This is a genomic window from Kluyvera genomosp. 3, from assembly GCF_011765685.1.
Classification (GTDB): domain Bacteria; phylum Pseudomonadota; class Gammaproteobacteria; order Enterobacterales; family Enterobacteriaceae; genus Kluyvera; species Kluyvera georgiana_A.
The window spans coordinates 4,027,584-4,041,167 of the sequence record NZ_CP050321.1; the positions used below are offsets into that span (position 1 = coordinate 4,027,584).

Genomic DNA, 13,584 nt, shown 5'->3' on the forward strand with positions numbered 1-13,584 from the left:
TACCACAGCCCGGTGATGCCGCCGGGCCACTCATTCATCAGGAGAAACACCATGCGCTCATTAACCTGGATCTGCCTGGCCGGTTCACTGTGTACCTCCGTTGCCTATGCGGGCGGCGTGGGGCTGGGTGCCACACGAATGGTTTACTCCGGTGCGGTGTCACAATCGACATTGCAGGTCAGAAACACGCACGACACATCGACATTCCTGATCCAATCCTGGGTAGAAGATGCGTCCGGTAAACGCTCTAACGACTTTGTCATCACCCCCCCGCTATATGTGCTGAAGCCGTCGACGGAGAGCGTGGTGAAGGTGATGTTCACCGGTGAAGCGCTGCCGCAGGATCGCGAAACCCTGTACTGGATAACGGTCAAAGCCATTCCGCAACAGAATAAAAGCAGTGCGGAAAACTCGCTGCAGTTCGCCTCCGCAAATCGCATTAAAGTCTTTTATCGCCCGGAAGGTATTGGTAATGACGCCAGCGAAGCGTGGAAAAAAATCAGCGGTAAGGTACAGGGGGGCAAAGTGATCCTGATAAACCCAACGCCCTATTACCTGACCACCATCAATCTAAAAATTGACGGTAAGCCGGTAGCGCCGGTGATGATTCCGCCCAAAGCCAGTACGAAACTGGACGGCGTATTCACACAGGCCAGTGCCATAAGCTACCAAACCATCAACGACTATGGCGCATGGACGCCGGCAAACAACATCGCCTTAATCCGGAACTAGTCACATAAGGCATATAAGCGTGAAAGTAAAAATCGTTTGTGCTCTGGTGATTTTCTCCGCCATGCGTCATGCCGCGGCGGCAGCGGATGATTTGCAATTCAACCCCGCATTCCTTAACGGCGAGAATGCAGCGACGGCCGATCTCTCGTGGGTTAACGCCGGTAGCGCGCTGCCTCCGGGCGATTACAGTATTAACGTTTATATCAACAGCCATTACGCGTTCACAGGGACCGTGAATTTCAGCACAGACAACCGGGAAACTCAGGGTCTATCGCTGCCCTGCCTGACCGCGACGCAGTTGGATGCGCTAGGGGTTGATACCCACCAGACCACGGAGGGCACCTTGCCGTTGACGAAACGCTGCTATTTCCTGAATCACCTCTTTCCCGGCGCAAACTTTGATTTTGACCAGAAAACGCTGACGCTTAACTTCACGCTGCCACAGAGCAACATGCGTAACCTGCCACGCGGTTTTGTTAGCCCGGAAAGTTGGGAGCGTGGAGTCACGTCCGCCTGGCTGAACTATGTAGTGAACGGTGCCAACAATGAATATCAGGACACCACGCGGACTCGCGACCAGCAACTGTTCGTGAGCCTGAACAGCGGTGCCAACCTGGGGCCGTGGCGGTTACGCGATTTCACAACCTGGACCAAAGATACCAACGAGCTGACCCACGTACAAACCTGGCTACAGAGGGATATTCCCGCTCTGCACGCACAGATCTACGCGGGAGAAACCTACACCTCCCCTCAGGTATTTGATTCCGTCGGGCTGCGCGGTATTGCCCTGAAAACCGACGATAACATGCTACCCGCCAGCTTGAATGGCTACGCACCGGAAGTCCGCGGTATTGCGCGCAGCAACGCCACGGTGACCATCCGCCAGAGCGGCAACATTATCTATCAGACCAACGTCACTCCGGGGGCCTTTGTGCTTAAAGATCTCTATCCAACGTCATCGGGAGGGGATCTTGCCATCACGATTGAGGAGAGCGATGGCAGCAAAACGCAATACACCGTCCCATTTGCCAGCGTGCCTAATCTGGTGCGCGCAGGACAGTTTAAGTACGCGCTGGGCGCCGGTAAATTTCGCCCCACGGGCAGCGAGGACTCGCCGGAATTGGCCCAGGGGGAACTATTCTTTGGCTGGCAGTACGGTTTGACCTTTTACGGAGGCGCGCAGTTTTCCTCGAACTACAATGCCCTGGCGCTGGGTGTGGGGCAAAATCTCGGGCGACTTGGAGCCTATTCTCTCGACATCACCCACGCGCGAAGTACGCTGGCGGATGACAACCGCTATACCGGTGATTCGCTACGCCTGCGCTATAGCAAGCTGCTGAATAATATCGGTACACGATTTAATTTCTATTCTCTGCGCTACTCGACCGAGGGATTCTATACCCTCAGCGACACCACCTATAAGGAGATGCGCGGCGGAACGGCAAAACAGGTCGTGGCAGATGACGGCACGATGACCACCAGCTATGAGAACGTCTATAACCTGCATATGTCGCGCAAAGCCAAAAACCAGCTTCTGCTGTCGCAATCGTTGGGTGAATGGGGCTCGCTGTCGTTATCATGGGATCAGCAAAGCTACTGGAATACGTCGAAAAAAACGCAGGGGATTCAGTTTGCCTGGAATACAACCTTAAAAGGCGTCTCCGTCGGCGTGAGCTTCCAGCGCAGCACCAGCCTGTACGATAACGAGCGAGATAATATTCTGGCGATGTCCCTCTCGGTACCGTTCGGTCAGCCTCAGCTCGCAACCCGTACACGCTTTACTACCACACATTCCGATTCGACGGGCACGACCAATAGCGCCGGTATCAGCGGCTATGTACCGGGGCAGGACAATTTGTTCTACAGCATCAATCAGCGTTACAGCCGCCAGCAACAGTACGGCGGCGACGCCATGCTGCAATATGAAGGCCAGTGGGGTGACTACAACCTGGGCTATAGCTACGGCAATCACTCGCGCAACCTGAGCTACGGTATCAGCGGCGGCGCGGTACTGCACAGTGGCGGCCTGACACTCAGCCAACCATTAGGCAACACCAACATCCTGATCAGCGCACCAGGCGCAAGCAATGTCGCGGTCCTTAACCATAAAGGCATCAAAACCGACAGCCGCGGCTACGCGGTTATCCCTTATGCCACGCCATATCGTGTGAATCAGGTCGCGCTGGACGTCACCACCGTCGGCAACAATGTGGAACTGGACAACGCCATCGTCAACAAAACGCCAACCGACGGTGCAATGGTACTGGCTAACATCACTACACGTCAGGGAGCAAAAGGGATGTTTATCGTCCACTATCGCCGTGACGTACTGCCCTTTGGCACCGTCGTTTCACTGCAGGACGACGACCGGACCAACAGTATCGTCGGCGATGGCGGTAGCCTGTATCTTTCGGGCCTACCGCAACAGGGCACGCTCAACGCGGTATGGGGACGCGGCAGCGATCAGCGCTGCGTCATACGCTATCAGTTGACTGAGAAGCGCTATAACGCCCGCACCGGCCTCTATTCGCAGGAGGTGGTATGTCAGTAATCTCGCGTACATCCGGCATTGCGTTGCTGCTGGCCGTTGCCACACCAGCGCAGGCCTATGACGTATTGATTTCCGTTACCGGCAACCTGATTGGCAATACCTGTGAGGTCTCAACAGACTCTAAAGAACAGGACGTCTATCTGGGCAATATCAGCGCCAAGCAGTTCAGCGGTAGTGGCGCGGTCAGTAATATCACCACGCCATTCACGCTGAAGCTGGAATCATGCGGCCCAACGTTTGCTGGTGTGAAGATTCGTTTTAGCGGCACGCCAGATACGGAAAACCCACAGTTGATCAAAATTGCCGACGGCGGCGCTACCGGTGTGGCAGTTCAGATCCTCGATAAAGAGGGCGCGATCATTCCACTCAACACCCTAACATCAACCTACGGCGCGGCGGGTAACGATAGCGTACAAATGACCTTTTATGCGCGACTGGCGGCCAACGGAGCGACGGTCAACGCGGGAAATGTGTCGGCCATTGCCACCTGGACTACGGAGTATCAATAATGCGATTTTTACTATGTTTGTGTTGGCTGCTGGCCTCCAGCAGCGTCTGTGCACTGGAGTGGAAATCTGATATTACCCTTTCCCCCACCGCCATGACCTATACAGGCCCGGCAGATTCCGTTGTCCCCGGAAAGATCATTGGTTCGACATGGAGCGCCACTGCCAGCGTTCAGCAGGTCTTCTGGTGCGGTTACATTTTTACCTGCTCTAAGGGCACACTTGAACCAAGTAGCAGCGTTCTCTCGACAGGGATGACGGTCACGATTGATGGCGCAAACTACTCAGTTTTTGAAACGGGTGTTTCCGGTATTGGCTTTATCCTTGGACTGAAGGACTTTAACGGCACAACCTATGTGCCTATGAAAACCACAATAACGCAGACCTATCCGGCAGATGGCACAAATGGCTATGCGCAGGACTTAGGCTGGTCGGCAAAGGTAACGTTTATCAAAACAGGAACGGCGCTGAAGTCGGGGGTCTATCAGACTCCCACAATTAACGCTGCCATTCTTACCGCCTATAACAATGAAACCAAAACCGCGCAGGTGATTATCAATCCGACCACCTTTACCGTAACCGCCAGCGGCTGCACCGTTGGCACCAAAAGCGCCAACGTGAATCTGGGGACGCTTGATGTGCGCACGCTGCCCAACGTGGGGAGTACTTCGCCGTCAGGGACATTTAACGTTAGCCTCACCTGCGATCAGTCAATTGCCGTCAATGCCGTGATGACTGACCAGACAACGCCGTCGAACACGTCGTCTGTGGTCACGCTTACCGGTGACTCTACCGCTTCCGGCCTGGGCGTACAGTTCTTTTATAACGGCAGCGGGCCGCTGATGATGGGGCCAGACAGTTCCGCAGCCGGAACGACCAACCAGTTCTTTATCCAAACGACCTCTGCCGCACAGACGCTGTCGCTGCCATTTCAGGCGCAGTACATTCGAACCGGCGATCTGACGCCGGGGTCTGCCAACGCGCTGGCAAGCATTACGTTTTCGTATCAGTAGGAAAAATGTCTGACAAGGAAGAGTGGGAAGCAGAAATGACAAAGGGCCAAGCTATTTCTAGCTTGGCCCTGAATAGTGGCGGAACGGACGGGACTCGAACCCGCGACCCCCTGCGTGACAGGCAGGTATTCTAACCGACTGAACTACCGCTCCGCTGTGTTCCCTTGGGAACGAGGCGAATATTACGGATTCCCTCGGAAACCGTCAACGCTTTTTCTCTGTTTTTGAATCGTTTGCTGCAAAATTCGCCCATACGCTTATTTTCACAGCAAAATAGCGGTTTTATGCCCGCCAGAGACAGCTTCCGCCCTTCTTCTGCACCAGATCAAGCCGCGATTCATGGTTCATCAGCTCTTCATCGGTCGCATAAACAACGCGCAGTTTACTCGCCGCGCGGACAATACGCTGAATTCCGGTATCCCCCACCTGTTGCTGCCCTTCGCCTTCCATCGCAAATTTAATCGACGTCTGCCCACCGGTCATCGTCAGATAGACGTCTGCCAGGATCTGGGCATCGAGAAGCGCGCCGTGCAGCGTACGCTTGGTGTTGTCTATTTCATAGCGCGAGCACAACGCATCGAGGCTGTTACGCTTGCCGGGGAACATTTTCCTCGCCAGCGCCAGGCTATCGGTGACTTTACAAAAGGTATCGGTTTTTGGAATACCGCGATTGAGCTTACTAAACTCATAGTCCATAAAGCCGATATCGAACGATGCGTTATGGATGACCAGCTCCGCGCCGCGAATGTAGTCAAGAAACTCATCGGCAACGTCGGCAAAGGTGGGTTTATCCAGCAAGAACTCGTCGGCGATACCGTGAACGCCGAAGGCTTCAGGGTCCACCAGCCGGTCGGGCTTGAGATAAACGTGGAAGTTGTTGCCGGTCAAACGACGGTTGATTACTTCGACGGCACCTATCTCGATGATCTTGTGACCTTCATAGTGCGCGCCGATCTGGTTCATACCGGTGGTTTCGGTATCCAGAACGATCTGTCGCGTAATTGCAGTGCTCATATCAGTCATTTATGTCAGACTTGCCGTTTTACTTTCGATTGCAGATACAGGAAGTCTACCAGAGATGCTTAAACAGGTAGAAATTTTCACCGATGGCTCTTGCCTTGGTAACCCAGGCCCTGGCGGTTATGGCGCTATTTTACGCTATCGTCAGCGGGAAAAAACCTTTAATGAAGGCTATCGCCTGACCACCAACAACCGGATGGAGCTGATGGCGGCGATCGTCGCGCTGGAAGCGCTGAAAGAACCGTGCACCGTGGTGCTGAGCACCGACAGCCAGTACGTACGCCAGGGGATCACTCAGTGGATCCACAACTGGAAAAAACGTGGCTGGAAGACGGCGGATAAAAAGCCGGTGAAGAATGTCGATCTCTGGAAACGGCTCGATGCGGCCCTCGGCCAGCATGACATCCGCTGGGAATGGGTGAAGGGCCACGCCGGGCATCCGGAGAACGAACGCTGTGATGAGCTGGCACGAGCAGCAGCCTCCGCGCCAACCCACGACGACGTTGGCTACCAGCCGGAAGCCTAAGCGTCCGGCGGTTTACGGTACTGGCGGGTCGCGCCGACCGCCTGCGGGATACGGCTTTTTGCCTTATTTTGCCGCATCGGGTTCAGCGTCAACGGAATGGTGCGTTTACGTGCAACAATCAGTTGCAGACAACCCAGCGCAGGCAAATGGGTGCTCAACATGACGCCCCCCTGCTTCGCCCAGGGCAGCACCTGAAAACGGCTCTGGTGCAGCACTTCAAAATTCAGCAGCGCCAGCCAGTCGAGCTGGCGGGTCATGGTAAACATTCGGCTGTTGTAAGGGACGGATTTGCGCAGCACCGGAAACAGCTTGCGTAGCCCCATCAGGCTCACCGGGTTGAAGCTGCTGATAATCAGCCAGCCGTCATCAATTAACACACGGTCGGCTTCGCGCAGCATACGGTGTGGGTCGCTGCACCAGGGCAACGTATGGGCGAGCAGGCAGGCATCGACCGACTTCTCGGCAAACGGCAGATGCAGCGGATCGGCCAGTACCTGCATCGGGCTGCCTTCCAGCGAGATATTGACCTGATGTGAGATCGCACAGGCTTCGGTATTGATTTCGGCGCTCAGGTTACCGACCTTGAGCAGGTGAAAACCGTACAACTTTCCGAGCCAGGGTTTCAGTTGACGATCGATAGCCTCGCGATAATATTCACCCCAGGGTAATTGCGCCCACGAGACAGGCGCTGAGACTGTTTGAGGTATCCTTGCCGGTTTCATCACACCTTCCCTACGCTTAAGAGGTAACTAATGAATCTTAACAGTATTCCGGCGTTTCAGGACAACTACATCTGGGTTCTTAATGATGAAACGGGCCGTTGTCTGATTGTCGATCCCGGTGAAGCCGCCCCGGTACTGGCAGCGATCGCCGAAAACGGCTGGCAGCCGGAGGCGATCCTGTTAACCCATCACCACAACGATCACGTTGGCGGCGTGTCGGATCTGCATAGGCATTATCCGAATCTGATCGTTTACGGTCCGGAAGAGACTCGTAACAAAGGAACAACAAAAATTGTCGCCGATGGCGATCGGATCCGCGTACTCGACCAGGAATTTCACGTTTTCGCTACACCGGGGCACACTTTAGGACATATCTGTTTCTACAGCGCGCCGTGGCTTTTTTGCGGCGACACCCTGTTTTCCGGGGGCTGCGGACGTTTATTCGAAGGCACGCCAGCCCAGATGTACCGCTCGCTGCAGCGCATTAACACCCTGCCAGAAGAGACGCTAGTTTGTTGCGCACATGAGTATACGCTCTCCAACATGAAGTTCGCCCTGAGCGTTTTACCGCATGATTTGTTCATTAACGAATACTATCGAGAAGTGAAGGAGTTACGCGCAAAAAACCAAATAACACTCCCCACAACTCTGAAAAAGGAGCGTCAAATTAATCTCTTTTTAAGAACGGATGATATTGATTTAATTAATGAAATAAACAAAGAAACAAAGTTGCTACAATCTGAAGAGCGTTTTGCATGGTTACGGTCAAAGAAAGATAACTTCTGATACTTCCTGGTTGCGTTTTCGAAAGTTCGTCGTTATTATCGGTCGTCTTTTAAGCAACTATTGACACACACATGAAGGCAAAAGCGATATTACTCGCCTCTGTCCTGCTCGTGGGGTGCCAGGCGTCACAGCAGGGCAACGTCCAACAGCACGCACAGAGCCTTTCTGCGGCTAGTCAAGGGGAAGCAAGTAAATTCGCAAGTCAGGCACGTTGGATGGACGATGGGACATTCGACATGCAGAATCAGGACTTGTGGGCTTATATTGGCGACGAGCTAAAGATGGGAATCCCGGATAACGCCCGGGTTCGCGAACAGAAACAGAAGTACTTACGAAATAAGAGCTATCTCCACGATGTAACTTTACGGGCAGAGCCGTATATGTACTGGATAGCCGGGCAAGTTAAGAAACGTAACATGCCTATGGAACTGGTATTACTACCCATAGTGGAGAGCGCTTTTGACCCGCACGCAACGTCTGGCGCCAATGCCGCAGGCATCTGGCAGATCATTCCGAGCACAGGGCGCAATTATGGTCTGAAACAGACCCGCAGTTATGACGCACGTCGTGACGTCGTTGCTTCCACAACGGCAGCACTGGATATGATGCAGCGTCTGAACAAAATGTTCGACGGCGACTGGTTATTAACCGTGGCGGCGTATAACAGCGGTGAAGGCCGTGTAATGAAAGCGATGAAGGCGAACAAAGCCCGTGGTAAGCCTACGGACTTCTGGTCACTTCCATTGCCTCAGGAAACAAAGGTCTACGTACCGAAGATGCTGGCTTTGAGCGACATCCTCAAAAACAGCAAACGCTATGGCGTTCGTCTGCCAACAACCGACGAAAGCCGTGCGCTGGCGCGTGTTCGCCTCGATAGCCCGGTTGAGATCTCTCAGCTCGCAGACATGGCTGGTATGCCGGTCAACAAGCTGAAGACCTTCAACGCAGGCGTTAAAGGTTCTACGCTCGGCGCAAGCGGTCCAAAGTACGTGATGGTGCCACAGAAGCATGCAGATCAGCTGCGTGAATCCCTGGCCTCCGGTGAAATTGCCGACCTCCAGCCAACGCTGGTTGCTGACAATACGCCGATGTCCAGCCGCAGCTATCAGGTTCGCTCAGGCGACACGCTGTCAGGTATTGCATCGCGCTTAGGCGTGACGACGAAGGACCTGCAGCAGTGGAACAACCTGCGTGGTAGCAACCTGAAAGTGGGCCAGAGCTTAACGGTAGGTGCGGGCAGCAGCGCTGCGCGTCTTGCCGATAACAGCAGCATTACGTACCGCGTACGTAAAGGTGATTCGCTGTCGAGCATTGCAAAGCGTCACGGCGTGAACATCAAAGATGTGATGCGCTGGAATAGTGACACTGGCAACCTGCAGCCGGGCGATCAGCTCACGCTGTATGTTAAGAACAGCGACCGTCCTGACTCCTGACAGGCATCCTGTAAAAAAGGCACCGTTTCCCCCGGTGCCTTTTTTTATGTCTTCTGCCCTACCTGCCGGGACTGAATTCGACGATCAATGGATTGTGGTCCGATGCCCGAGTAACCAGCACGGAAGCATCGTTCACGTTCAACCCCCGATAGAAGACGAAGTCCAGCGGACGACCAAACGCCCGGCGGCGCTGATCGTCGTCAAAACGTACCGGGCGCAGCGACATATCGCGCGCAAAACGGTACAGCGCGTTCATACGCGGACGACTCCAGGCGTTGAAATCCCCGGCCATGATCACCGGGCCGTTATGTTGGGCAATCTGTTCGCCGATGGGCATCAGCTGCTTACTGTAGACATCAACGCCAAGGCTAAAGTTAACGGCGTGAATATTCACGACCATCAGCAATCGCGAATCAGGAAGTGGGTAAACAGTCACTAACGCCGATTTCGCCAGACGCAGAATCGGCTCACGTTCACGTAGTGGGCAGCAGTAAACAGGCTGGGCAGCGGACAGGGTCATCACGCCAGAAGGATGATGCGGCAGCGCGAACGCGGGCACCTGATCGGCCGCAAGATAGTTAGTGGTCGCAAACTTTACCAGTTCTGGCGTGGTTTGCGCTTCCTGCAATAGCACCAGGTGCGCATCTTTACCGTACTTATTCAGCACCGACAGCCATTCAGCGCGCTGCTGCTTAAAGATATTCCACACCAGGATGCGAATATTCTCTTCAGTGCTTAACGGCTTACCCACCGATAATGCCTCGCTCAACCCGGAATACGCGCCCGGCGGCGGGAGGATCCGCTCTGCGGGCTGTCCGGCAATATAGCGCATGGCGTAGGTATTTTTTCGCACTTTCTTTTATAACCTCAATAAGCAAAGAACCCGCCTGATTCCAGGAAGGTTCCTCAGTTATAGGGGCTTTTGCCCGCGGTTTCAACGCTATTTGTGATAAAGCTGGGTGAACTTCTGTAAGCCTGTGCTTACCGAAAAATTCTAACCAAGTACGGCGCGACCCGGCTTGTCCAGGCGGCCACTCAGACCGGTCAACAGCAGCGCTCCCACCACAATCAGCGCGCCAATCCACGGCGTTTGTGCCAGACCATAGTGTTCTACGGTTTGTCCCCCCACTACGGAGCCGATAGCAATTCCGACATTAAAAGCGGCGATGTTCAGGCCCGATGCCACATCAACGGCAGCTGGCGTATACTCTTCGGCCTTCTGAACCACATAGACCTGCAAACCTGGCACGTTACCAAAGGCAAACACCCCCATCACCAACACTGTTGCCAGCGCAGCATACTGAATTGACGCCGTGAACTGGAAGACCACCAACAGCGCCGCCAGCGCGGCAAAGATAAATTTCAGCGCCGGTACCGCACCGTGTTTATCGGCCAGTTTACCTCCCCAGATATTCCCTACTGCGACCGCCACACCGTAACCTAACAGGATCCAACTGACCGCGTTCGGTGTGAAGCCTGCCAGATTTTGCATCATCGGCGCCAGGAAGGTGAAGGCGGTAAAGACGCCGCCGTAGCCCAGCGCGGTAATCGCGTAAATCATCAGCAGACGCGGGTGAGTCAGCACTTTCAACTGGTCAGTTAAACTTGCTGGTGCACGGCCAGGGATATTACCCGGTACCAGTATGGCGCTGGCAATCAGCGCAATCACGCCCAGTAAAGAAACGGCCAGGAAAGTTTCACGCCAGCCAAAGTGCTGACCGATAAAGGTACCCAGCGGCACACCGGTGACCAGCGCCACAGTCAGGCCACCAAACATAATGGCAATCGCCGAGGCGGCTTTCTCTTTTGGCACCAGACTGGTGGCAATGGTTGAGCCAATGGAAAAGAACACGCCGTGCGCCAGACCAGTCAGCAGACGCGCGACAACTAAGGTGGAGTATCCCGGCGCCTGCCAGGCCAGCAGGTTACCGACGGTAAACAGCACCATCAAGGCCAGCAGCAGCTGTTTGCGCGGCAGTTTGCCCGTCAGGGCCGTGAGCACCGGCGCGCCAATAGCCACACCCAGAGCATAGATGGAAACCAGCATCCCGGCGGAAGGCAAGGAGATGGCAAGCTGTTCAGCAATCGTCGGAACCAGGCCGACAATCACAAATTCGGTTGTGCCAATAGCGAAGGCACTGATCGTTAAGGCTAGTAGCGCCAGCGGCATAATTTACTCCACATCATCAGTATTAAGATGACACGTAGTATGCCGGGGTGTTTAAATAACAAAAATATTCAGAATCTCAATAGAATTTTGCGTCAGGTGCAATAATGAGAGCAACATCAGAAGAGATCGCCATTTTCGTGGCGGTAGTTGAAAGCGGAAGTTTTAGCCGGGCAGCGGAGCAGCTTGGCCAGGCTAACTCGGCGGTGAGCCGGGCGGTAAAGAAGCTGGAATCTAAGCTCGGAGTGAGCCTGCTTAACCGCACCACACGTCAGCTTAATCTGACTGAAGAGGGAGAACGCTACTTTCGTCGCATGCAGGTTGTGCTACAAGAGATGGCCGCGGCGGAAAATGAGCTACTGGATACGCGCAATACGCCGCGTGGTCTGCTGCGGGTCGACGCAGCCACGCCGGTGATGTTGCACTTCCTGATGCCGTTGATTAAGCCGTTTCGCGAACGCTACCCGGAGATGACGCTCTCGCTGGTGTCGTCTGAGACCTTTATCAACCTGATTGAGCGTAAGGTGGACGTTGCCATTAGGGCGGGGACATTAACCGACTCCAGTCTACGCGCGCGCCCCCTGTTTAACAGCTATCGTAAGATCATCGCATCGCCGGAGTATATTGCCAGGCATGGCAAGCCGGAGAACGTTGCAGATTTGAAAGAGCACCAGTGCCTTGGTTTCACCGAACCTTCTTCGCTGAACACGTGGCCAGTGTACTGCTGCGATGGGCAGTTTATGGAAGTTAGCTGCGACATTACCTCCAACAGCGGAGAAACGCTTAAACAGCTGTGTTTGAACGGCAACGGTATTGCCTGCCTGTCGGATTATATGGTGGATAAAGAGATTGCGAGCGGGGAGTTTGTTGAGCTGTTGGCCGATAAGCGACTGCCTGTCGAAATGCCGTTTAGCGCGGTTTACTACAGTGACCGGGCAGTGAGCACCCGTATCAGGGCGTTTATTGATTTTCTGAGCGAGTACGTGAAGGAGAATCGGTAACGAATCGCACGGCTGATTGGGAGGCCCGGAGTCGACATGAGCGTTTCGTCCGGGCTACCAGAGGGTTTCAGAGGGTTAAAGGGTCATTAGTCCCACTGAGGGGCCAGACCTTCCGGGCTGACCAGGCGGTCGTTGCAGTCCAGCGCGGCGATGGCTTTTTTATCTTCAGCATCTAATTTCAGATCCTGCGCCAGCAGGTTGCTTGCCAGATTTTCACGTTTAGTAGAAGACGGAATTACCGCATAGCCTTCACCCATTGCCCAGGCCAGAATAACCTGCGCAGGCGTCGCATTATGTTTCTTCGCGATGGCAGCAATCACTTCATCTTTCAGTGCCTTACCGTATGCCAGCGTCATGTAAGAAGTGATATGGATACCGTGCTCGGTAGCCCAATCAACGACTTTGCGGTTTTGCAGATACGGTGACAGCTCAATCTGGTTAGTGGCGATATGCTCTACGCCTACGGCTGCAATAGCGCGCTCCATCAGCGGAATCGTGAAGTTAGAGATCCCGATCTGGCGAGTCAGACCTTGTTTTTTCGCTTCCAGCAGCGCAGCCATAAACTCTTCAACCGCCACAGCATCGTTCGGCGACGGCCAGTGGATCAGCGTCAGGTCAACATAGTCGGTACGCAGCTTCTGCAGGCTTTCTTTGAGGCTTGCGATCAGCTTGTCTTTGCTCAAGTTTTCAATCCAGATCTTGGTGGTGATGAACAGCTCATTACGCGCAATGCCGCTTTCGGCAATTGCCTGGCCTACGGCCGCTTCGTTGTCATAGATCTGCGCGGTATCGATAGTACGGTAACCAAGCTCCAGCGCGGTTTTAACGGATGCAATAACAACGTCGTCTTTCAGGCGGAAGGTACCGAGACCAAATGCAGGGATTGTCATGATTTTCCTCTTTATTTATCAAAATGGGTTAACTGAGACCATTATGACGAGGGAGAGGATTGAGAAAAAGATCGTGAAATGCAGAGGATTTTTGCTAAAACAGCAATAATTATCCGGCGCACAAAGAAAAAAGCCCTGAGCAAATATGCTCAGGGCTCTTAATAAGTGGCGGAACGGACGGGACTCGAACCCGCGACCCCCTGCGTGACAGGCAGGTATTCTAACCGACTGAACTAC

General features: G+C 54.1%; 13 protein-coding genes and 1 tRNA gene. 8 read left to right on the forward strand and 6 right to left on the reverse strand.

All coding sequences use genetic code 11. The features are described 5' to 3' along the window. Window positions 1–51 precede the first annotated feature (51 nt). The 4 genes from GY169_RS18905 to GY169_RS18920 are packed head-to-tail and all read left to right on the forward strand — an operon-like array spanning window position 52 to window position 4,802. On the forward strand, window positions 52–732 hold the full coding sequence (locus tag GY169_RS18905; RefSeq protein ID WP_167576670.1) for a molecular chaperone: 681 nt from the start codon (window positions 52–54) through the stop codon (window positions 730–732). A gap of 19 nt (window positions 733–751) precedes the next feature. Next, window positions 752–3,283 (forward strand): fimbria/pilus outer membrane usher protein, encoded by a 2,532-nt coding sequence (locus GY169_RS18910; protein ID WP_167576672.1) that lies wholly within the window; start codon window positions 752–754, stop codon window positions 3,281–3,283. Beyond that, window positions 3,274–3,792, forward strand: coding sequence for a fimbrial protein (locus GY169_RS18915; RefSeq protein WP_163449455.1), 519 nt, complete (start codon window positions 3,274–3,276; stop codon window positions 3,790–3,792). The genes GY169_RS18910 and GY169_RS18915 overlap by 10 nt, the downstream gene beginning before the upstream one ends. Continuing rightward, a complete protein-coding gene (locus GY169_RS18920) occupies window positions 3,792–4,802 on the forward strand; it encodes a fimbrial protein (RefSeq protein ID WP_167576674.1) in 1,011 nt (336 codons plus the stop codon). Before GY169_RS18915 ends, GY169_RS18920 begins: the two co-directional genes overlap by 1 nt. A gap of 76 nt (window positions 4,803–4,878) precedes the next feature. Here GY169_RS18920 and GY169_RS18925 read toward each other — a convergent pair. Then, a tRNA-Asp gene (locus GY169_RS18925) sits at window positions 4,879–4,955 on the reverse strand. Window positions 4,956–5,084: 129 nt separating this feature from the next. Next, window positions 5,085–5,816: a DNA polymerase III subunit epsilon gene (dnaQ, locus tag GY169_RS18930; protein WP_167576676.1), complete on the reverse strand. Its 732-nt coding sequence runs from the start codon at window positions 5,814–5,816 to the stop codon at window positions 5,085–5,087. Here dnaQ and rnhA point away from each other — a divergent pair. Then, complete coding sequence (gene rnhA / locus GY169_RS18935; RefSeq protein WP_167576678.1) at window positions 5,770–6,348, forward strand: ribonuclease HI; 579 nt, start codon at window positions 5,770–5,772, stop codon at window positions 6,346–6,348. The two genes, dnaQ and rnhA, sit on opposite strands and share 47 nt — an antisense overlap. Here rnhA and GY169_RS18940 read toward each other — a convergent pair. After that, the gene (locus GY169_RS18940) at window positions 6,345–7,070 is read right to left on the reverse strand and encodes a class I SAM-dependent methyltransferase (RefSeq protein ID WP_167576680.1); all 726 of its coding nucleotides are present in this window, start codon (window positions 7,068–7,070) and stop codon (window positions 6,345–6,347) included. The two genes, rnhA and GY169_RS18940, sit on opposite strands and share 4 nt — an antisense overlap. A 30-nt stretch (window positions 7,071–7,100) precedes the next feature. Between GY169_RS18940 and gloB the strand changes: the two genes are divergently transcribed. Then, complete coding sequence (gene gloB, locus GY169_RS18945) at window positions 7,101–7,856, forward strand: hydroxyacylglutathione hydrolase (RefSeq protein ID WP_167576681.1); 756 nt, start codon at window positions 7,101–7,103, stop codon at window positions 7,854–7,856. Window positions 7,857–7,927: 71 nt separating this feature from the next. Next, entirely contained in the window at window positions 7,928–9,289 is a 1,362-nt protein-coding gene (mltD, locus tag GY169_RS18950; RefSeq protein WP_167576683.1) for a murein transglycosylase D, read from the forward strand. Between the two features lie 58 nt (window positions 9,290–9,347). Here mltD and GY169_RS18955 read toward each other — a convergent pair whose 3' ends face one another. Further along, on the reverse strand, window positions 9,348–10,142 hold the full coding sequence (locus tag GY169_RS18955; RefSeq protein WP_167576685.1) for an endonuclease/exonuclease/phosphatase family protein: 795 nt from the start codon (window positions 10,140–10,142) through the stop codon (window positions 9,348–9,350). Between the two features lie 141 nt (window positions 10,143–10,283). Then, complete coding sequence (locus tag GY169_RS18960) at window positions 10,284–11,459, reverse strand: MFS transporter (protein WP_167576687.1); 1,176 nt, start codon at window positions 11,457–11,459, stop codon at window positions 10,284–10,286. Between the two features lie 104 nt (window positions 11,460–11,563). Between GY169_RS18960 and yafC the strand changes: the two genes are divergently transcribed. After that, window positions 11,564–12,457, forward strand: coding sequence for a DNA-binding transcriptional regulator YafC (gene yafC / locus GY169_RS18965; protein WP_167576689.1), 894 nt, complete (start codon window positions 11,564–11,566; stop codon window positions 12,455–12,457). An 86-nt stretch (window positions 12,458–12,543) separates the two neighbouring features. On the opposite strand, the gene dkgB is transcribed toward yafC, so the two are convergent. Continuing rightward, window positions 12,544–13,347: a 2,5-didehydrogluconate reductase DkgB gene (gene dkgB / locus GY169_RS18970; RefSeq protein WP_167576691.1), complete on the reverse strand. Its 804-nt coding sequence runs from the start codon at window positions 13,345–13,347 to the stop codon at window positions 12,544–12,546. Window positions 13,348–13,584 lie beyond the last annotated feature (237 nt).